15 protein-coding genes are annotated in these 21,910 nt (G+C 35.7%); 3 read left to right on the forward strand and 12 right to left on the reverse strand.

All coding sequences use genetic code 11. The features are described 5' to 3' along the window. Window positions 1–48: 48 nt before the first annotated feature. Window positions 49–657 (forward strand): polysaccharide deacetylase family protein, encoded by a 609-nt coding sequence (locus IP023_RS07855; protein WP_241789715.1) that lies wholly within the window; start codon window positions 49–51, stop codon window positions 655–657. Between the two features lie 4 nt (window positions 658–661). Here IP023_RS07855 and IP023_RS07860 read toward each other — a convergent pair whose 3' ends face one another. The 10 genes from IP023_RS07860 to IP023_RS07905 form a co-directional block, all read right to left on the reverse strand. Next, complete coding sequence (locus tag IP023_RS07860) at window positions 662–1,465, reverse strand: DUF4249 domain-containing protein (RefSeq protein ID WP_241789716.1); 804 nt, start codon at window positions 1,463–1,465, stop codon at window positions 662–664. Between the two features lie 2 nt (window positions 1,466–1,467). Beyond that, window positions 1,468–3,789 (reverse strand): TonB-dependent receptor, encoded by a 2,322-nt coding sequence (locus tag IP023_RS07865; RefSeq protein WP_241789717.1) that lies wholly within the window; start codon window positions 3,787–3,789, stop codon window positions 1,468–1,470. 14 nt (window positions 3,790–3,803) lie between these two features. Further along, the gene (locus tag IP023_RS07870; RefSeq protein WP_241789718.1) at window positions 3,804–4,613 is read right to left on the reverse strand and encodes an alpha/beta hydrolase; all 810 of its coding nucleotides are present in this window, start codon (window positions 4,611–4,613) and stop codon (window positions 3,804–3,806) included. 3 nt (window positions 4,614–4,616) lie between these two features. Beyond that, a complete protein-coding gene (locus IP023_RS07875) occupies window positions 4,617–5,468 on the reverse strand; it encodes a hypothetical protein (RefSeq protein WP_241789719.1) in 852 nt (283 codons plus the stop codon). After that, entirely contained in the window at window positions 5,461–7,131 is a 1,671-nt protein-coding gene (locus IP023_RS07880; RefSeq protein WP_241789720.1) for a PNGase F N-terminal domain-containing protein, read from the reverse strand. The genes IP023_RS07875 and IP023_RS07880 overlap by 8 nt, the downstream gene beginning before the upstream one ends. Window positions 7,132–7,147: 16 nt before the next feature. Beyond that, entirely contained in the window at window positions 7,148–8,191 is a 1,044-nt protein-coding gene (locus IP023_RS07885; RefSeq protein WP_241789721.1) for a ferredoxin--NADP reductase, read from the reverse strand. 102 nt (window positions 8,192–8,293) lie between these two features. Beyond that, window positions 8,294–11,416, reverse strand: a complete 3,123-nt coding sequence (gene infB / locus IP023_RS07890) for a translation initiation factor IF-2 (protein WP_241789722.1) — start codon at window positions 11,414–11,416, stop codon at window positions 8,294–8,296. A 105-nt stretch (window positions 11,417–11,521) separates the two neighbouring features. After that, window positions 11,522–12,760, reverse strand: a complete 1,239-nt coding sequence (nusA, locus tag IP023_RS07895) for a transcription termination factor NusA (protein WP_241789723.1) — start codon at window positions 12,758–12,760, stop codon at window positions 11,522–11,524. Between the two features lies 1 nt (window position 12,761). Next, window positions 12,762–13,226: a ribosome assembly cofactor RimP gene (gene rimP, locus IP023_RS07900; RefSeq protein WP_241789724.1), complete on the reverse strand. Its 465-nt coding sequence runs from the start codon at window positions 13,224–13,226 to the stop codon at window positions 12,762–12,764. A gap of 102 nt (window positions 13,227–13,328) precedes the next feature. Next, window positions 13,329–14,105 carry an XRE family transcriptional regulator gene (locus IP023_RS07905; protein WP_241789725.1) on the reverse strand — a complete coding sequence of 259 codons (777 nt, stop codon included), beginning with the start codon at window positions 14,103–14,105 and terminating at the stop codon, window positions 13,329–13,331. Window positions 14,106–14,205: 100 nt separating this feature from the next. Between IP023_RS07905 and IP023_RS07910 the strand changes: the two genes are divergently transcribed. After that, window positions 14,206–14,523 carry a GIY-YIG nuclease family protein gene (locus IP023_RS07910; RefSeq protein ID WP_241789726.1) on the forward strand — a complete coding sequence of 106 codons (318 nt, stop codon included), beginning with the start codon at window positions 14,206–14,208 and terminating at the stop codon, window positions 14,521–14,523. 59 nt (window positions 14,524–14,582) lie between these two features. Here IP023_RS07910 and IP023_RS07915 read toward each other — a convergent pair whose 3' ends face one another. Together IP023_RS07915 and IP023_RS07920 are read right to left on the reverse strand one after the other, a co-directional pair. Next, window positions 14,583–17,717, reverse strand: a complete 3,135-nt coding sequence (locus IP023_RS07915) for a basic secretory protein-like protein (RefSeq protein ID WP_241789727.1) — start codon at window positions 17,715–17,717, stop codon at window positions 14,583–14,585. Between the two features lie 82 nt (window positions 17,718–17,799). After that, complete coding sequence (locus IP023_RS07920; protein WP_241789728.1) at window positions 17,800–20,118, reverse strand: penicillin-binding protein 1A; 2,319 nt, start codon at window positions 20,116–20,118, stop codon at window positions 17,800–17,802. A gap of 229 nt (window positions 20,119–20,347) precedes the next feature. Between IP023_RS07920 and rpoN the strand changes: the two genes are divergently transcribed. Then, a complete protein-coding gene (rpoN, locus tag IP023_RS07925) occupies window positions 20,348–21,808 on the forward strand; it encodes an RNA polymerase factor sigma-54 (protein ID WP_241789729.1) in 1,461 nt (486 codons plus the stop codon). Window positions 21,809–21,910 lie beyond the last annotated feature (102 nt).

Below are 21,910 nucleotides of genomic sequence, written 5' to 3' on the forward strand. Positions count from 1 at the left end.
GCTACAGAATGTTTACTTAAATTTGCAAATAAAAAATAACATTCAAAAATGTACTTTATAAGCGCTCCTTTTTTCTTAAGATGGTATTATCCTCAAGTAACATGGAATAAACCGAGAACGGATAAAAAGATTTATCTTACTTTTGACGATGGCCCAATTCCAGAGATAACACCATGGATTTTAGAAACTTTAGCAGCATATAACGCCAAAGCTACCTTCTTTTGTGTTGGTGAAAATATAATAAAGTATCCTGAAATATTTGAAAATTTAAAGCGCCATGGGCACCAAATAGGGAATCATACCTACAGTCATTTAAAAGGATGGAATTGTTCGGACCAAGAGTATATAGCTAATGTATTCAAATGTAATGAGCTTACAAAAACTAAATTGTTCAGACCCCCATATGCACGTGCCAAGCAATCACAAATAGCACGATTAGCAAAGGATTATGATTTAATTTATTGGGATGTCCTTTCTGGAGATTTTGACCTGAAAATAACCCCAGAAAAATGTCTAAACAATGTATTAAAACATACAAAAAATGGCTCTATTATTGTGTTTCACGACAACATTAAAGCCATTCCTCGTGTACAGTATGCCTTACCAAAAGTATTAGCACATTATACTAAATTGGGTTATACATTTGAAGTATTATAGTCCCCTATTCTTCTTCCGAAGAGTCAGTTATAGTCACATTGTAAAGTTTTGCAGAGCTCACACTGAAAAAACCTAATGCACCATTAGAAATATTAGATTTGGGATTTGCTGGTGCTGCACTACCAGGGTTTATACTTTGTAAATCGCTCCAAAAATTATAAACATCAACGTTAATACATTCCCTAAGAATAGTAACATCATCTCCCAGCACAAACTTATCGGCATCACTTCTTTCAGTAATTTCATGCGTTACCAATAAACCATTATTAAACTTATCCGAAAATACAGCGGAAAATTTAAACGGCTTACCATTAACCGAATAGCTATATTTATAATAATTAGCCGTGTTGATAGGGTCTAAAAATTTGAACGTTACAGCGTAATACGTTTCATTAAAGACCTCATCTTTCAAAATCCCTAAAGAATCTACCTCTACATAAGGAACACGCGTAGTAGTAGATAAAAATTCTTTCCCATCAACATTAACGCTTAACGAATAATTACCATTCGTAATAGGCTTAAAATTAGAACTTGTATATAAGCCACTACCATTAGAAGTAAAAGCATGAGCTCTACCAGCAACATCTATTACTACTACTTGAGCATTATTAACAGGCTCATTAGGGATCGGTTCGTTAAAGTTAACTGTCTTAGATATTTTTATAGTTTGTGTACTATTTATATCATTCAAATTAGCTTCTATAACATATTTAGGATCTGCGCTATTCAAATCTAAGTCTATCACCTCCTCACAAGAAGTTAATGAACAAATAGATAATAGTACAACTATATAATTAAGTACTTTCATATTTAAAATTTAAAATTCCATGTAACTGAAGGAATAGCACCAAATAAAGCAAGTTTATAAGCCTCAGTAATATTTGGATTCTCCTTATTATCTCTAAAATCAATGATATAAGCGTTCTTTCTATTATAGACATTGTATATACCAAATGTCCAACTAGAGTTGAATCTCTTGTTTGTCTTATTGGGCTCATACGTAGCTGACAAATCCAACCTATGATAGTTTGGCATCCTCGAACCATTACGTTCCGTATAGTAATAAATAGTTTTACCGCCCAATTCGTATTTGCCACTAGGGAATGTAATAGCATTACCTGTATAATACACAAAATTAGCGCCTAGGGTCCAGCTTTTAGTTAAATTATACATGGCTACAACCGATATATCATGCGTTCTATCTTGCCTAGCCTTGAACCAAGCACCTTCATTTATCTCTTCAAATTGTCTTTCACTTTTCCCTAAAGTATAGCTAATCCAACCATTAAATTTACCTTGACGCTTGCGCAAGAATAATTCTAAGCCATATGATCTACCTTTACCATATAACAATTCACCTTCCAAATATTCATTAGCCTGTAGATCGGCACCATTTCTAATATCGATTTGATTACCCATCTTTTTATAATAGGTTTCTACAGAAAATTCATACTTATTATTGGCAAAGTTCCTAAAATAGCCTAAAGATACCTGATCCGCATATTGAGGTTTTATATTTACAGAACTCAACACATATTGATCTGTAGGCAATGATGAAGTAGTATTAGTCAACTGATGTAAGTTTTGAACGATCCTATTATAAGATGCCTTAATACTATTATCTTGATTAAGAATGAAAGACATCGATAGACGAGGCTCCACATTCAAATAATGCTTTATGACTTTTCCACTATTATATGTTTCACTGCTAATGGGCTGACCATCGCTGTCATACGTATAGAATGTACCAGGTCCTCTAACCATAAAATCGGTAAGCCTCACTCCATATATCATAGCCAACCAATCATTAGGTTTCCATTCGTGAGATGCATAACCTGCCAATTCTAAACCATATTTCTTTTCAATATCAATCGTATTTACACTAGCTCCCGGCGCAGCATTTAAGCTGGCAGGTGATATCCTCTGATTTAACACATTTAGACCAAAACGAAAGGTGCTTTTATTATTCGCATAGTATGAAAAATCTTGTTTAAAATTGAAGTTTTCAATTTTTGAGGCAATTTTAAAATCACTATTATCGTTGGAAACATTTACATTATACGTAAAATCACTGTATATTAGCGTAGTATTACTAAATAGTTTTTCATTAAATACATGATTCCAGCGTACTGTTGCTGTAGCATTTCCCCAATCAAAGCTAAATAAATCACCATAGCCCAATTCGTCTTTACCAAAATATCCAGATACATAAACGGTATTTTTATCATCAAAGCGATAATTGAATTTAGCATTCAAATCATAAAAATATAATTTACTTTTATTTACCGTCTCATCGGGAGATAATTTCAAAAACAAATCCGCATATGTACGACGACCACTCAGCATAAAGGAGCTCTTGTCCTTCACAATTGGTCCTTCTAATTTCAAACGTGAAGCAATTAAACCAACACCACCTTCTGCGGCAAATTTTTTGTTATTGCCATCCATCATTCTAATGTCCATGACCGAAGAAATACGGCCCCCATATTGCGATGGAATACCACCTTTATACAATTCGACATCTTTGATAGCATCAGAATTGAATGTTGAGAAGAAGCCTAATAAATGAGAAGCATTGTAAACAGTAGCTTCATCTAAAAGGATTAAGTTTTGATCTCCACCACCACCACGGACATAAAAATTTGAAGATCCTTCTCCACCTTTAGCTACACCAGGAAGCATTTGTATCGTTTTGAGAATATCTCTTTCACCGAATAATACAGGTACATTCTTTACTTCATCCATAGAAAAATTGAGAACCCCCATCTGTGGACTTGTTACATTATTATTTCTTTTCTTACCAGAAATAACCACTTCCTCCAAGACATTATCCAATGGTATCAATTCAAAGTTGAAGTTTTTTTGTACCAGTGGATCAACCACAATATCCAAGCCTTCATAACCTACAAAACTAATTTGTAAGTTAAAATTCGTTTCGGGTACTTTCAACGAGAAGAAACCATAACTATTTGTACTGGTAGCCGTTTTGGTATCTTTAACCTGAACAACAGCACCAATTAAAGCTTCGCCAGAAGCAGCGTCTCTTACATATCCACTAATATTCTGATTGGATTGCGCAAACGTATAACACACACAGGTGATTAAGACAAAAATTGTAGATAAAAAACGCATATAATAATTAAATATTAATTTCGAAAAAACATATCAAAGAAAGCCATTTGATATACGATAGATTGGGACCAATATTCCCAATTGTGCTTCCCAGGCAAATTCAAATAGGTATGAGGTATATTTAAATACAACAATTCATTATGTAACTTCGTATTTACACCGTAAAAAAAGTCATCATAGCCACAATCAATAAAAATCTGAAGAGAATTTGGAGTTAACAGATGTAGGTTATTCATAACCGTATGGCTTTCCCAGACTTCTCTATTAGCAGCATATGATCCTAATAGCCTCGTAATTTCCCAATTGTTAGGAAAAGATTTAATATCCACACCTCCTGAGGTACTGCCAACAGCACCATAAATATCTTGATGCTTCATAGCTAAATACAAAGCACCATGACCTCCCATACTCAATCCAGAGATCGCTCTTCCCCCTTTGGTCTTACATACTTCGAATTTTGATTCGATAGCAGCGATTAATTCTTGGGTAATGAATGTTTCATAGCGGGAATTTTTATCTTTCGGAGAATCCCAATACCAAGAGCCAAATCCACCATCAGGACATACAACCATATAATTGTAACGATCTACCAATGTTTTGATAAAAGGGACTTTATTCACCCAATTGGAGTAATCCCCGGAATAACCATGCAATAAATACAAAGTTGCCAACTTCGTATTTTTAGCATTTTCAGGCCGTATCACTACGGTTTTGATTTCTTTATTCATACTATTTGAAAAAACAAAAATCGTATCCACCGTTGCTGCAGAAGCAGAAAAACTAACAAAAGTATACAGCAAAAATGCCGTCAATATATTTTTCATAATCTAATAATTATAGCGATAAAGATAAGAATCTAAGCCGAGAGGGCGTTCAGAAATAGTATAAAAATAACGTCCCATGCTATCAAAACAGATAGCCTCCCCTTGAGGTTCTATTTCATAAGGGATTATTTTGAATGGCTTGGCCAAGGTTGTTAAAATAGGCTCTGAAAGCTCTCTCTGCCAGAGATATACATTGCTCAGATTTTTGATTAAGATAAAACGCCCATCTAAACTCATGTCTGCACTAGTTGTAAAAGTAAAAGGCAAAGTTAACTTGGGCTCCAAAATAATCAATTCAGAAGATCCTATTGCTGGCAATGGAAAAGAAAATACGGTTGCTCTAAAATCGCGCTTAGAAACAATATATACTTCCTGATTTTGCTGATCTACAAATATAGCTTCTGCATCCCTCCTTTTGTCGGCATATTTGATGGCGATCTTTGTTATTTCATCAGCAGCTATAGTAATCTCTTTAGTATTAAAATCAATCTTAGGCTCTGGAAACATATAGATATGCAATACCTCCCTATTTTTAGTATTATTACCAATATCAGCTACTAATAGATACGATTGACCATCTCTATTAACACGCGCTATATCTTCGCAATCAATAGCATCAACACCATCCAATTTGATAATAGTCTGCAAAGAGGCGGTAGAATCCATAAGATAAACCTGCGCCTTATCCCCACTGTCGTTATGAACCCAAAAATAACCATGCTCATACGAATACGGTGTAATTCCTGATATTTCGGTCAAGCCTGAACTAATTACTTTCCCTAACTTTTGCCCTTGGCCAAAGATGGTACATGGAAGTACCAATAGAAATAATATAGTAATATATCTATTAATCATTAGTATCATAGATTAAAGCGCCACTTACATTCCAGAAAGAGAAACTATCTCCTTCAGGTGCTCCCTGCGGGATATGCACTTTGATACTGTGCTTACCAGCCTTCAAGTCACCTAAATCGATATAGTTAGGATAAGTAATCGTGCCAGGGCACCAATTAGATCGACTTAAATCTGAAGATGATAATCCATTGGCAAAATTGCCCGATACGGGATTATACAACCTATAACTACCACAATCTACGCGCCAAGGAGTAAATCTATGCTTCATTACATTATCAATAAATATAGTATTTACTTTGGGCACAAATTCATCACCATTGCCCCAACCGCCATGCCCAGTGGTTATATATCGAAGCTTAGCATTTTTTATATCTTCTTTAAGTTCAAATTCAAAATCTAAACCTTGATCACTAGCAAATAAAGTAGGATAAGTTTGTCCTCCCATCTCCATCACATTGGTCGTATTGAATAAAGGCATAGTTTTTACTTTATGTGCATAGTTTGAATTGCCCGAATGAATCGTTAACTCTAGACTCACTTTATGTCCTCCTTTGTCGTAATTTCCGATATACACACCGATATAAACTTCCTGTCCCGACATAACATTCAAAAACTCGGACACATCTTGACGGTATATCGAACTATCTTGCCAAGTTTTACCTTTTAATTCCAATCGATTATTAAAATGACTAACACCAAAGGGAGTGAAAAAACGCATTAATTCATATATCGGAGAGTAGTTTTCCGTACGAACCATGCCTAAATATGACTTGCCATCGCCTACATCATAAGCAGGCAGCGTATTCATTCCATTTTTCATACCATCAAAGAAACTTATTTTTTGATCTTCAGCAATTAAAAAAATGGAACCTGTTCTATCATAAGCATCGCCGTTAGATTTTTCAACGAGCTCAATGAAAGCTTGACTATTAGCGGGCACTTCGGGGATTTTCACTTTTTTGACTATAACCGTTCCTTCAGCAAAGCGCAAGATAGAATCAGATTGTATACCCGGTTGGAAACAAATTTGCGCATCTTGAAAAATAGGAATTTGTACAAATTTACTTTTCCATAAAAGATCACTATACGTCAATTTATCGACATAAGCATGCGTATCGGGAAAAGTAATCCCTGTAGGCCAAGCATTTAATTTTTCAATTTTTGTTGCTACAATTCCGGAACTACCATTTCTTCGGTATTCTAATACCAATCCTAAATCTAAACCAATATCATTGGGTGCAGCATGAATAGGTAACGCTGTAGTATACCATATATCGATAGCATTAGAATTGATAGAAGTCACAGCTTTCTTGGCATCATATCCCAATATTACTTTTGAATCTATCTTTGGTTCTAATGTATAAGAAGTCCATGCTTTGTTATCAATCATCTTAACTTTATTATTTGTCGCAAAAGATGCTTGTCGAATAATAGATTTTGAGGGATTATCTAAAAATGATTCTTCAAAGGGATATTTACCATGACCATACACTATACTTTGCTTAGTAACGATAGATTTATTTCTATCAGCAATCACTATAATAGGATCTTGCTTACTAATTACATCATTATTAAAATAATTATAGGTAATCTTATAAATATCTTGTGCGGAAGCACAAAATATAAAAAGATGAGTTATGATCAATAAATATATTCGTTTCATCAGTAATTTCTAAAGGTTATAACACTTCAATAATAGTATTGTTTGCGATAGGATGAGCCGTACAGATAAGGCATCTTCCATTTTCGACTTCCCTATCGGTCAATACTTCATTATAATCCATACGTACTTCCCCATTGACGACTTGAGAAATACAGGTACTACACATACCTGATTTGCACGAATAAGGTAATCTAATTTTATGCTCAAGTCCGACTTCTAATATGGTTTTAGTTGGAGGAATAGTGAGATTATAGTCCATTTTATTATACCTTAATACAATATCATACGATGTATAATCTTGAGGGATATCTTCTTTTTCATCGTCATCCTCCTCTTCTTCAGGGAAATAAAAAGTTTCTTTCCGAATAGATTCTTCCGAAAAACCCATCCCTAAAAGCGTAAAACGGCATAAATCCATGTAAAATAAAGGGCCGCAGGTATAAAATATAGGATTTGAGGATACCTTTAAATTTTCATTAACAAGTTCAATCAAGTAATCTCTGTTTAAACGAGCCTTTAGTAGGTTTTTAACATTAGACCAAATAAATTCTATTTTTAAGCGATCAGGATATTTATTTTGCCATTCGATAAGCTCATCATAGAAAAGTGTTTGCTCTTTGGAACTATTACTATAAATTAATATAACTTTACTTTCTAACTCTTTGGTTAAAACAGATTTCAATATAGAGAATAATGGCGTCACACCTACACCAGCAGCAAAAAGAAAAACGGTATTTTTCTGTAATGCATCGATATTATAAGTAAATATACCCAAAGGCTCCATTACCTCTATCACATCTCCGATTGCTAGTTTATGGTGTAAAAATCGGGAGATCTCACCATTTTCAACTCTTTTTACGGTAATCTCGTAGGGTTCATCTAGATCAGGGGAACTACTGAAGGAGTAAGATCTACGAACCTCACGACCCTCAAAATTAAACACTAATGTCAAAAATTGTCCTGGCTTATATTTAGGATACATACCGCTCAAATCTTGAAATCTGATCGATATATTATTATTAGGACGATCTATAATATCGGTTACTCTAAATTTAAACATATCCTAAAGATAAAACCTTAATCCTGAGTATTCAAATAATAATAGTCATTCAACAAAAATCCCGGCTTTTGGCCGGGATTTTTAAATATTTAGACGTAAAGATTACAATTTACGTTTTACTTCAACTTGTTCGTAAGCTTCGACAATATCACCTACTTGTATATCATTGAATTTATCAATATTCAAACCACACTCGTAACCATGCGTAACTTCTTTAACATCATCTTTGAAACGTTTCAATGATGCTAATCTACCTGTATGAATTACTACACCATCGCGAATGATACGGATATCATTTTGACGAGTGATCTTACCAGTAGTAACCATACATCCTGCGATAGTACCTACTTTAGTAATTTTGAATGTCTCACGAATTTCAACTTCGGCAACGATTTTCTCTTCAAATTTCGGTGCTAACATACCCTCCATCGCTGATTTCAACTCGTCAATCGCATCATAGATAATAGAGTACAAACGAACATCAATTTGTTCTGCCTCTGCTAATTTACGTGCATTTTGTGTTGGACGAACTTGGAAACCAATAATGATTGCATCAGATGCTGAAGCTAATAATACGTCAGACTCTGAAATCGCACCCACTGATTTGTGAATAATATTCACTTGAATTTCGTCTGTAGACAATTTCAATAATGAATCCGATAATGCTTCGATAGAACCATCCACATCACCTTTCACAATTACATTCAACTCTTTGAAGTTACCGATTGCTAAACGACGACCGATCTCATCTAATGTGATATGCTTAGTAGCACGCATTCCTTGCTCACGTTGTAATTGTAAACGCTTGTTCGCTACCAAACGAGCTTCAGATTCCGACTCCATTACATATAGTTTATCACCTGCTGTTGGGGCACCTGACATACCTAAGATCTGTACTGGAATAGATGGACCTGCTTCTTTCACACGCTCACCACGTTCATTAGTTAAAGCTTTCACTTTACCAGAGTGCGAACCTGCTAAGATTGCATCCCCTACACGTAATGTACCACTTTGTACTAATACTGTAGTAACAATACCACGACCTTTATCTAATGCTGACTCAATTACAGAACCTACAGCACGTTTTTTAGGATCGGCTTTAAGCTCTAATAACTCAGCTTCTAATAATATCTTCTCTAATAATAAATCAACATTCTCACCCGTCTTAGCAGATATTTCTTGAGCTTGGTATTTACCACCCCATTCTTCCACTAAGATGTTCATTGCTGATAATTGCTCTCTTACTCTATCTGCATTAGCACCAGGCTTATCTACTTTGGTAAATGCAAATACTATTGGTGAACCCGCTGCTTGCGCATGGTTAATAGCTTCTTTCGTTTGAGGCATCACAGCATCATCGGCAGCAATTACAATAATAACAATATCCGTTACCTTAGCACCACGCGCACGCATCGCCGTAAAGGCTTCGTGACCTGGTGTATCTAAGAATGTAATCTTACGACCATCATCCAATTTTACAGCGTATGCACCGATATGTTGAGTAATACCACCCGCTTCACCTTTTGTTACGTTAGCTTTACGAATATAATCAAGTAAAGACGTTTTACCGTGATCGACGTGACCCATTACCGTTACAATTGGCGCACGAGAGATTAAGTTTTCTTCGTTGTCTGGTTCTTCTAGCTCAGCCGTTTCTTCATCCTCAGGTTTAATAAACTCTACTTTATAACCGAACTCATCCGCTACAATAGTTAAAGTTTCTGCATCAAGACGTTGGTTGATAGACACAAACATGCCTAGAGACATACAAGTACCAATAATCTGCGTTACAGGAACATCCATCAAGTTAGCTAATTCGTTTGCAGTTACAAATTCTGTAACCTTCAACACTTTAGCCATCAACTCTTTTTCCATTGCTGCTTCTTCCGCTGACAAAGCTACATCATCACGCTTTTGACGGCGTAATTTTGCACGTTGCGCAAATTTACCAGATTTACCAGCACCACTCAAACGCGCTAAAGTAGCTTTAATTTGGTCTTGGATTTGTTTTTCTGATAATTCCTCCTTAGGCACAGGCGTTCTTACGCCACCTTTATTCCTAGGGTCAAATTTACCACGAGCACCTGGCGCAGTATTACTTCCAGCACGCGGATTGTTACCTTGGTAACCCGTTCTAGGTTGACCTGGAGTACCCGGCGTATGTGTTCCACCGCGCGGATTGTTACCTTGGTAACCCGTTCTTGGTTGACCTGCTGTACCTTGTTGATTATTTTGATCATTAGGGGACACAGGAGTACCAGGCTTATTCGTACGCTTACGCTTACGTTTATTATCTTGATTAGCGTTCGATGATGACGCTACTGGTTTTTCTTTTGGTTTAAAAGTAGGTAATTCAATTTTACCAATTACTTTCGGGCCTTCTAATTTTTCTGAACGTGCACGAATCACTTCGTCAGGTCCTTTTACCACAGGTTTATCTGCTGGTTTTTGTTCTTCTTTCTTAGGTTGTTCCACTTTTAACTCAGTTTTTTTAACCTCTTGAACGATTTTCTCTTCTTTTACTACCGGAGCTTCTACCTTAGTTATAACTTTAGGTTCCTCATTCTTAGGTTCTTCTTTTTTAGGCTGTTCCTTAATAGGTTCCTCCTTTTTAGGTTCTTCTTTCTTAGGTTCTTCCTTCTTAACTTCAACCACAGGAACTACCTTAGGTTCAGGTTTAGGCTCAGGCTTAACTTCTTCCTTCTTCATCTCTTGCTTAGGAGCAAGCACTTCGGGCTTCGCTTCAGGTGCTTTTGTAGGTATCTCTTCGACTTTTTTAGCTTTACCTTTATTGAAGGTATTTAAATCTATTTTACCTACCACTTTTAGATGGCCTGTGTTTGCGGACTCCTCCACTATAGGTTTTTCAGCTACTGCTTCAACCTTTTCTGGTGTCAATGGAACGTTCTTAATTAAGATTTCATCGTTTTCAACGATTTTTTGATTTTTAGATGTTTCTTGACTTTGAGGTAAACCTGCATTACCTCCTACCGGCGATTCCTCACGACGGATTTTGCCAATTACAATTTGCTTGGCTTCATCTTTTGCGATTTTATCCCCTTGAAATTCACGCGAAAGAACATTGTACATATCTGCAGACAATTTCGTTGTTGGCTTCGATTCAACATCAAAACCTTTCTTTCCTAAAAATTCGACTGCAGTCCCAATTCCAATATTGAGTTCTTTTGCTGCTTTGAGTAAGTTTATGCTTTTACCTTCTGTCATTTAATATTAACCTCTAAAAATTCTAGTATTACAAAAATATGTTTTTTTTACACGCAATTAACAAATATTTACATTTTAATAAATTTTTGTTTAAAAATACCAAGTTTATTCAAACTCAGTCTGCAAAATGCGTACGACTTCTTTGATCGTATCTTCTTCTAAATCAGTACGACGAACTAACTCTTCGTGAGTCAAGGCTAGTACTGACTTAGCACTATCTAAACCTACGCGTTTTAGTTCTTCAATGATCCAGCTATCGATTTCATCTGAGAATTCTTCGATATCGACGTCCTCATCGATTTCATCATTTTCACGGTACACATCGATTTCGTACCCTGTTAATTTACCTGCCAATTTGATATTATGACCACCGCGACCGATCGCCAATGATACTTGATCAGGTTTTAAATAAACCGCTGCTGTTTTGTTATCATCATCAATTTTGATAGATGAAATACGAGCAGGGCTCAATGCACGTGTTATATATAATGAGTTGTTTGTTGTAAAGTTGATTACATCAATATTCTCATTACGCAATTCACGTACGATACCATGAATACGTGATCCTTTCATACCCACACAAGCACCTACAGGGTCAATACGATCATCGTAAGACTCTACAGCTACTTTAGCACGTTCTCCTGGTTCACGTACAATTTTCTTGATCGTAATTAAACCATCAAAAATTTCCGGCACTTCTAATTCAAACAAACGTTGCAAGAATTCCGGAGCAGTACGCGAAATAATAATCTTAGGATTACTATTCATCATATCTACCTTAGAAACAACGGCACGAATATTATCGCCTTTTTTGAAATAATCAGCAGGAATTTGCTCCGTTTTAGGTAAGATCAACTCATTACCATCTTCATCTAAAACTAAGATTTCTTTTTTCCAGATTTGATATACTTCGCCAATTACTAATTCGCCTTCACGATCTTTATATTTCTTAAAAACTTCATCTTTCTCTAACTCCAATACTTTAGATACTAAAGTCTGACGAGCAGCTAAGATTGCACGACGTCCAAAACTTTCTAAGGTAATTTGTTCAATGAAATCATCTCCCACTTCTAGATCCGGATCATGCTTGTGCGCTTCTTCTAATTCGATTTCTAAATCGTCATCTTCCGAAAAACCATCAGCCATCACTACACGTGTTCTCCACATTTCTAAATCCCCGTTGTCTGGATTTACGATTACGTCCACATTTTCATCTGTTCCAAAACGTTTACGAATCATACTACGGAATACTTCTTCAAGTACCGTAATTACCGTCGGACGGTCAATATTTTTAAACTCTTTAAACTCCTGAAAAGAGTCAATCAAATTAATATTGCTGCTCATTTTATTTAAATGAAATTAACACCTTTGTTTCTTGTATTTGATTCAAAGGAAAAATGGCCTCTTTCAATTCAGCTTTCTTTCCTTTTTCTTTCACTTTTTCTTCTATTGTAACGGCTTCACTAGTAATTGCTACTAATTTACCTTCACGTTTTGTACCATCTTCTAACTTAATACGGATATCACGACCAATATTTTTTTCGTATTGACGCACCAATACTAATGGACTATCCACTCCTGGAGAAGAAACTTCTAATCTATATGCATTTTCGATTACATTTTCTTCTTCCAAATGAAAACCAACATGTCTACTCACAGCGACACAATCAGCAATCGGTATACCGCTATCTCCATCTAACAAGATCTCTAGCACACCACTTTTAAGCATACGTATGCTTACAATAAACAAATCGGGACGATCTGCAATTTTTTCCTCTACTAATTCTTTAACGCGATTTTCAACCTGCATATTTCTCAAACATTGAATTAAAAAAAGGGGGCAATACATGCCCCCTTCCTTTCAGATAATGCAAATATAACAATTATTTTCAATAAAATAAACCATGTTATATTATTTTTTTGTATCAACTACAGAATTTATAGTTTTTTGCATTTGCGCCATCATTGCCGTTAAGGACTCTATAGACGATTCGTTTGTAGGCTCTGGAAATTCAGTAGAGATATATGCTTTTGCTTTCCATACTTCAAGAATATCTTCTGTTGGCACCCAAAATGGTTCATAAATCTTATTATCAGACAATAATTTCAAGCCTTTATCGTCTTTAAACTTGAGACCTACACGTTTGTACACTACGCCATTTTCTTTGGACACAACGACATACGTTTCGCCCGCTTTTATATTATTCCAATCTTCGACATACTCCCCAATGACTGTAGATCCGCTTGCCAAAGGCAGCATGGAATCCCCAATAATTTCGAAAGCTCTATAAGTACCTTGATTAAACATAGGAAGCGAGAACTTTGGCAACTCCTTTACGTATTCCGGATCACCATAGCCACTCAAATAGCCAGCAGTAGCTTTAACAGGCACTAACTCAATATTCTCTTTATTATCATGATCCACAGTGACACTCAACACCCGTAAATTGGAAGCATTACTTTTTGAAATTGGCTTCCAGTTTTCATCTATTACATCATTAGCCAATTCGTCCATTGACAAATCATAATATTTTGCTATTTTTTTTAGCAATTCATACTTAGGCTCTGCCCTATCTTCTTCATACGCCCCTACTGAAGCGCGCTTAATCTCCATTAAATCAGCAAATTGCTGTTGTGTTAATCCATTCTTTTTACGTAAGAATTTAAGATTAGATGAAATATTTGACATAAATATTTTTAAAAAAAGTTTTTGAATACTAAAATTATTAGTATTATTGTACCAATAAAATTAGTAAAGAATACAATAATAACCAAATATATTAGTAATCATGCAAAGACATTTTATTTTCATCACTTCGGATAGCAACAGAATCTATTTAGAAGCTGGCTATTGTCAGGATATTTGTCTACAATTATTTGAATTGCAGCAGGCAAGCTCTTTATTTATGGCTAAAGCACCTAAATTCAACAGGATAGTTTACGTAGAGGAGTTTAGCAATCCCGAATCAGCACAGCGACGAAAAGTTGAAATCAATAGCTATACAAAAATGCAAAAAGAGAGATTAATTCGTAAGAATAATCCCAATTGGTTAGGGATAACAAATACAGAAGTTAATAGTAATAAAAAAGTCGTTGTTTTTGCCTAAGCTTAAACAACGACTTTTTCAACTTGAAAAACAAATATTAAAACTCTTTAACTATAGGACTACCATCCTGGCGTAAAGTTTAATCCGAATGTTCCGAAATCTATTCTAGATTTTATAAATGGTACCGCATAATAAGGTTCCAAAATCATCGCTCCAAAAAGATTTATTCGTAGCGACACACCTGCACTAAATACCGGCACTCTATAATTTGGATCATAACGGTATATTGGTAGTCCCGATTGATCAAGCACAGGAGCGCCATTAGCATCCAACTGTGGAATCAACGGTTTGTCACTTATACTACCCACAATCTTGCTCCCTCTACTCCATGCTAAACCCGCATCAAAGAATAAATTTAGATCTGTGAATAAAAAGCTAGACTTGATGGCTGCTAATTTTTCGGGACCTGTAAAAGGTAAACGGACTTCAAAATTCCCGATAACAGAGCGAGAGCCCATCAAATCATCAAAAGATAAGCCACCTACTTTAGCAGGATTCAAATTATCAAATCCACGTATAAAAAAAGGATAACCAATATACGTACCTCTTAAACGATCTTCATCCTTGCCCGATCGAATATAACTATAAGCTCTTGCCGCCAAAGTGAAAGGTTTTAGTCTGATATACTTACGTACATCAACAGTATAGTTGGTAAAGCTCAAATCACCAAATACCTGACCTACACCGACTCTATATTTATACCCCTGTAACGGCGCCGTCATTCCAAAAGTAGATTTATCACCTACAAAAGCAGCACTAATTTGCTCGGTCAACATTGGGTCCAAATTACCAAAATTCAACCTTGCTGCTTCTTCATTGGTTATTTTTTGACGATCACCATAGCCATAATAATAGCTTCTACGCCATTTGTCCACACGATAACCATATCGTGCTAATGCAGCACCGACCTCAAAACGGGAATAACGATTGAATGGATAAGCAACAAATGCATCTATCTGGCTTTCAAATTGTCTAATATAATAATCGTTGAGCGATAGCTCAGGACCATTTCCAAAATCCTCTAAAGCATATTCCCTAAAACCATATATATAAGGAATATGAGACACTGAGCCACCCCAACTAAGTCGACCGCTCGTATTGATATACGCGACTTGACCACCAAAGTCATATATTTCACCATTGACATTCAGAACGGCCTGTATCTGATTGTACCCCAAAATATCAGAAAAAATCCCATAAACACCTCCTGACAATCCAGCACCATAGCGTGACCCTACAGAAACACCGACGCCGGTATTAGCGATATAATCCAACTTAAACTGTGGTCTATAAGGTACTGTTTTAATATCTACTTTTTCGATGCGCTCAAAGACATCAAAATTTGCTAAGTTTCTATTCACTATATCTACACCTCTACCCACAAATGGAGGTAATAATGCAGGTCTAAAGTCTACATATTGAGCATCAACTGTTACAGGTTCAAATTCTTCAATTTTTGCTTTATAAACAGTATATGCATTCCCTTTATAATAAGAGTAAACAATATCATTGGTATTGGAAATACTCATAGCGGGAGAAAATTCCGTAATCCCTGAAATCCCGGTAAAATAATCCGTCATCTTCATCACGTTACCTGAGGCAATATCCAGCTGATACATATTACGAAAGCCATCACCATTAGAAAGAAAGTACAACTCCTTGCCGGATGTCGAAAACAAGGGATTCAAATTATTGGCCCCCGGAAAGACATTAATATTCTTAATTTCCAATGAAGTAAGGTCAATAATCGCTAGATTCATAGGTATATCTACTGAACGGCCCTGACCTTTCAATGCTAATCTATCTGTACTAAAAACGATATGTTTTCCATCTTTTGCATAACTAGGCTGAAAATCAGAATAATAATCATCTGTCAATTGCCTTAATTCTTTGGTCTGTAGATTGAAGGTATACAAATCAGAATAACCATTCTTAAGTCCTGAGAAAGCCACAGACTGCCCATCTGGAGCCCAGGTAATATTACCAAACTCTATTAAATCACCCATTGCTTCTACAAACAATGTTTTACCAGACTCTACATCAACAGCCATTAACTTATTCTTACCGTCACTAAATACAGAAAAGGCAAACTTTTTGCTATCAGGCGAAAAAGAACCTGCGGACTCAATAAAACTAAATTCATCAATATCACCATTCGTCAATTTAGAGCCTAATTTGCGTATCATCTTTCCGGTAACGGCATCCGCCAAAAACATATCAATACTAAAAAGATCTTGCTCAGAAAGATAGACTACATACTTGCCATCTGGCGAAATACTAGGAGAGACATTCATCCGTCCGCCATTGGTACTATTTATAAGCGAAAAACCTACAGGTCTAGAAACGGTATCTTTACCTAAGCTTTTATAGGCATTTTCAATACTATTCTTCCACAGCGTAGATATTGTTTGAGCATCATATCCAAAAACTTTCTTTATAGCGAGCTCATAACCATGCTTAGCTGTTTCCGCAAATAGTGGCATAATAACAGTATCTCCATAAGTCGAACCTATATAAGACCAAAATGCTTGACCATATCGATAAGGGAAATATTTATACGACTCTTGTGTCATTTGCTTTAACGAAGGAATGTCTTTCCGAGCATAAGCGTCACGCATCCACATGGCGGTAAAAGCATCTTTCTTTCCTATAGAAAAATATTCAGCCATCCCCTCAATCATCCATAATGGAATATTCCCAATATTTTCCAGTCGGGTGGAATCCCGCCCTTCCATAATGACACGATACTGAAAAGCATGTACCATCTCATGCCCGAGTACATGACGCGTCTGTTGATTGATTTGCATGATAGGCATTACGATACGCTGTTTGAATGCTTCTGTCACTCCACCAGTCCCCACGCCAATCTCCCCGCTGATAGCAGTAGTTTGTTGAAATTCGGGATGATTATTATAAAATATAATTGGATTTTTGCGCGCAAAGGTATCTTGAAAAACTTGCTGATGAAGTTCATACCAAACCTCGGATTCTTTTGCTAACCAGTGCATCATACTATCATTTTTCAGATAGTAGTATAAATTAAAGTGCGGTATATCATAGACTTTAAAATCTAACTTCTTATACCTCATTTTATTCTGCCCAAAATATTGCGCAGAAACACTATGACTAAAAGTCAAAATGATAGAACACGCCAAAATAGCTCTTGCAAAAAATTGCCAAGCATTTCTTTTCATAATTTAAGACTTAAATTAATATATTACTTCTAATATAATTAGTAAAGACTATTTTAGGTTTATAAATAGCCTTTACTTATTTTCAACTTGGTATTACCTCTTCTTCAGTCACGGTTTCGACTTCTTCTGGCACAAGAAAATCTTCCATAGGCTCCTCATCAACAGCCGTTGAATCCACCACTTGTGGTACATAACGAGGACTTTCGCACTTATATTTTTTATTGATAGTAACAGATGGCTCCGGGAATTTTCCTAAAGTAACTCCTAACTCAGGATGCTTATACATCTCTTCCATAAACAATGCATAGATCGGCAATGCTGTTTTTGACCCTTCTCCAGTGGCAGAGTTTTTAAAATGAATACTCTGTTCATCACAACCTACCCAAACACCTGCTACCAAATCTTTTGTTACACCCATATACCAAGCATCGACATAATCAGATGAAGTACCTGTCTTGCCACCTATCTCATTCCCTTGTTTGAAGAGATCCCATTCCCATAATGCCTGCGAAGTACCTCTTGGTTCTTCAACCGTACCCCTTAACATATACGTCATTAGCCATGCATTTTCGGGGGTAATCACTTGTTTTTCTTCCGTTGTAAATTCGGCGATTATATGACCGTCAGCATCCACTATTTTAGATACTAGAATAGGTTCGATTCGCTTTCCAGCATTCATAAATGTAGCATATGCACGAACCATCTCATATACAGACACATCATTAGACCCCAAACCAACCGAAGGAACAGATTCCAATTTACTATCGATACCACACTTATGTGCTATTTCAACAACTTTATCCCAGCCTACCGCCTCAGTAACTTGTGCCGTAATTGTATTTAAAGAGCGTGCCATGGCCCATCTAAGGGACATATTTTGATGTGAGACTGACCAATCCGCATTTTTAGGCTCCCATACTTCACTGACGCCATTTTTGTTATTAAACTCAATACGCACAGGCTTGTCTTCAAATTGATCACATGGTGACATCCCAGATTCCAAGGCTGCCATATAAGCAAAAGGCTTAAAGGTAGAGCCCGCTTGTCTTTTAGATTGATTGACATGGTCAAACTTATAGAATTGATGGTTGATACCACCTACCCATACTTTTATTTTACCATCATAAGGATTCATGGCCATCATACCAGTATTCAGCATCATGATGTAATGCTTTAAGGAATCCATCGTAGAATAGTTGACTTCCTCCATTCCACGCCAAGTGAAAACCTCCATTTTCTTTTTCTCACGTAATACGGAAAATACATCTTCTTCGTTATTGTTGTATTCCTTCATCAGCGCAGTATAAATAGGTAATTTACGGGCTTGATTTTCTAAGAACTCAGGAATTACATTGCCTTCTTTATCACGCCAAGGTTCCTCATTGGCCCATGCATTATTTAAGCGACGTTGCAATTCAGTCATTTTTTGCGCTACGACCATTTCCGCAATTTTTTGCATGCGCGAATCGATAGTAGTATATATCTTAAGACCAGCCGTATTGATATCTATTTCATTATCTTGGCTCCATTTGTCTAACCATCTTTCTACTGCATTGCGTAAATAAGAATCATTGGCATCGATATTATCTTGAAAACTAAGATCCAACACCAAAGAATCTTTAGACAGACTAAGCTCTTCTGCCTTACTTATATAACCCGATTTTTCCAATTGAGACAATACCGTATTACGACGCTTTATGGCATTCTTAGGATTACGAATGGGATTATAGATGGTTGTTCCTTTTAACATCCCCACCAATAGCGCACTTTCATTGATACTGAGCTTGCTGGGAAGTTTATTAAAATAGCGCAAGGAGGCCATTTTGATACCGTATGCATTATTACTAAATGAGACAGTATTTAGATACATGGTTAATATTTGGTCTTTAGAATATTTGGTTTCCAATTTATAGGCGGTCATCCACTCTTTATATTTATTGACCAATAATCTTACCCCAGGTATTTTACTCAAATAACCCTGAGAATTAGCGTATCGTGTTTTAAAAAGATTCTTTGCTAATTGTTGCGTGATAGTACTAGCTCCCCTTGGGTCACCTTTGATAGTAGATACAGCCCCCGAAACTAAGCCCATAAAATCAACACCTCTGTGTTTGTAAAATCTAATATCCTCTGTGGCTATTAGGGCGTCAATAACATGTTTGGAAATACTATCGAATGCAACAGGATCACGATCCTCTTCAAAATACCGACCAATCAACACAGAATCAGCGGTATACAATTCTGATGCTACATTTAATGTAGGCATTACGATATCACTTTCTGTTGGAGAATAACCAAACAATCCTAAAAAATTAAGCTGAACAGCACAGGTAAGTATTATTATAGAATAAGCAGATATAATTATATATCTTAAAAAACTATTCTTAACGCGTCTAAACATAAAGTAAAGATGAATAAAATGTTTTAAATAACTAAATGCAACAACAAATTAAAAAGGCAAAACCTTAAAAAATTAACAGATTTTAACAAAAAAGAATAACTGGTTGGAAATATGTAATAAAAGTGCTAATATTAACAAATATGATACCTTAATTTTACTATGTTAAAACATACACATAATATAAGTTAAAATTAAATGTTTATTTTTACAAGTAGATTGAACTTATAACATGTTAAAGCAAACCTTACAACAAAAATTATTACAAAAGCTATCTCCACAACAAATTCAATTCATCAAGCTGCTTCAAGTCCCTACGGCCTCATTAGATGCTCGTATTAAAGAAGAGCTTGAGGAGAATCCTGCATTGGAAGATGGTAGCTTAGCTAACATGAGTGAGCCAATTGAAGATTATCCGGATAAAGATCCTGATGAATATGATAATCGTGAAGACTCCTATGATGAAGAATTTAGTGTAGAAGAATATATCCAAGATGACGATTCTAAGGATTACGGAAACAATTATGCTAATGATGATGAAGATGAAAATAAGGAAATTCCTATTGCCGTCCAATCATCTTTTTTTGAGAATCTACAAAATCAACTTGATCTACTAGCACTATCTGATAAACAATATGTAATCGGCAACCAGTTAATAGGCAGCTTAGATGATGATGGTTACCTCAGACGTCCTATATTATCATTAATTGATGACCTAGCTTTCTCTCAGAATATCATTGCTGAAGAGGAAGAGGTTTATGAAACACTAGGTATTATCCAAGAGTTTGATCCCCCTGGAGTTGGTGCTCGTGACCTACAGGAGTGTTTATTGTTACAATTAAAACGAAAAGACCAAAATAACAGTATTGTAATTCAAGCCATTGAAATTGTAAAAAACTATTTGGATGAATTTACAAAAAAACATTATGATAAAATTGAAAAGCAGTTAAATATAACTTCGGATCAGTTAAAGCATATCATTAATGAAATATTAAAGTTAAATCCTAAACCCGGTGATACAGCTACAGCATCGGGCAAACAATTGCATATCATTCCTGATTTTCACATCTCGAACAATGACGGTGTTTTACATTTAAAATTAAATGGTAGAAATGCACCCGAATTACGCGTTTCTCGCTCCTATCAAGAAATGTTTGAACATTATGAAAAGGCAGAGAAAAGCGATAAAAAAATGAAAGAAGCTGTTCAATTTGTTAAACAAAAGTTGGATTCAGCAAAATGGTTTATTGATTCTATAAAACAGCGCCAACAGACATTGCTAAAAACAATGAATGCAATCATGCGTTTTCAATACGACTACTTTTTGACCGGCGACGACCGCATGCTAAAACCCATGATTCTTAAGGATATAGCAGAAGAAATAGAAATGGACATATCAATCGTTTCACGCGTAGCAAATTCAAAATATGTACAGACTGAATTTGGCACTTTCCTACTTAAATCCTTTTTTTCTGAAGCTATTCAGACGGATTCTGGTGAAGAAGTTTCTAATAAAGAGGTAAAGAAAATATTAGAGGAATGTATTTCAAATGAGAATAAAAGGAAACCGCTAGCGGATGAGAAATTGACAGAAATACTTAAGGAAAAAGGTTATTCTATAGCAAGACGCACAGTAGCAAAATATCGTGAAGCAATGAATATTCCAGTAGCACGATTAAGAAAAGAGCTATAATATCATTCCTTAATACTTTAGCAGAACGCTATTTAAAAGAAAAATTAAACCTTAAAAGAGCTAAGTTTTATAAAACTTAGCTCTTTTAAGGTTTAACAAAAA

Source organism: Sphingobacterium rhinopitheci (assembly GCF_022627575.1).
Lineage (GTDB): Bacteria > Bacteroidota > Bacteroidia > Sphingobacteriales > Sphingobacteriaceae > Sphingobacterium > Sphingobacterium rhinopitheci.

Excerpts from the sequence above, each read along its gene's own strand:
- IP023_RS07875 (WP_241789719.1), bottom strand. The coding sequence starts at position 5,468 with ATGATTAATAGATATATTACTATATTATTTCTATTGGTACTTCCATGT.
- rimP (WP_241789724.1), bottom strand. The coding sequence starts at position 13,226 with ATGCAGGTTGAAAATCGCGTTAAAGAATTAGTAGAGGAAAAAATTGCA.
- IP023_RS07870 (WP_241789718.1), bottom strand. The coding sequence starts at position 4,613 with ATGAAAAATATATTGACGGCATTTTTGCTGTATACTTTTGTTAGTTTT.
- IP023_RS07910 (WP_241789726.1), top strand. The coding sequence starts at position 14,206 with ATGCAAAGACATTTTATTTTCATCACTTCGGATAGCAACAGAATCTAT.
- IP023_RS07855 (WP_241789715.1), top strand. The coding sequence starts at position 49 with ATGTACTTTATAAGCGCTCCTTTTTTCTTAAGATGGTATTATCCTCAA.
- IP023_RS07885 (WP_241789721.1), bottom strand. The coding sequence starts at position 8,191 with ATGTTTAAATTTAGAGTAACCGATATTATAGATCGTCCTAATAATAAT.
- rpoN (WP_241789729.1), top strand. The coding sequence starts at position 20,348 with ATGTTAAAGCAAACCTTACAACAAAAATTATTACAAAAGCTATCTCCA.
- IP023_RS07920 (WP_241789728.1), bottom strand. The coding sequence starts at position 20,118 with ATGTTTAGACGCGTTAAGAATAGTTTTTTAAGATATATAATTATATCT.
- IP023_RS07880 (WP_241789720.1), bottom strand. The coding sequence starts at position 7,131 with ATGAAACGAATATATTTATTGATCATAACTCATCTTTTTATATTTTGT.
- infB (WP_241789722.1), bottom strand. The coding sequence starts at position 11,416 with ATGACAGAAGGTAAAAGCATAAACTTACTCAAAGCAGCAAAAGAACTC.
- nusA (WP_241789723.1), bottom strand. The coding sequence starts at position 12,760 with ATGAGCAGCAATATTAATTTGATTGACTCTTTTCAGGAGTTTAAAGAG.
- IP023_RS07905 (WP_241789725.1), bottom strand. The coding sequence starts at position 14,105 with ATGTCAAATATTTCATCTAATCTTAAATTCTTACGTAAAAAGAATGGA.
- IP023_RS07865 (WP_241789717.1), bottom strand. The coding sequence starts at position 3,789 with ATGCGTTTTTTATCTACAATTTTTGTCTTAATCACCTGTGTGTGTTAT.
- IP023_RS07860 (WP_241789716.1), bottom strand. The coding sequence starts at position 1,465 with ATGAAAGTACTTAATTATATAGTTGTACTATTATCTATTTGTTCATTA.
- IP023_RS07915 (WP_241789727.1), bottom strand. The coding sequence starts at position 17,717 with ATGAAAAGAAATGCTTGGCAATTTTTTGCAAGAGCTATTTTGGCGTGT.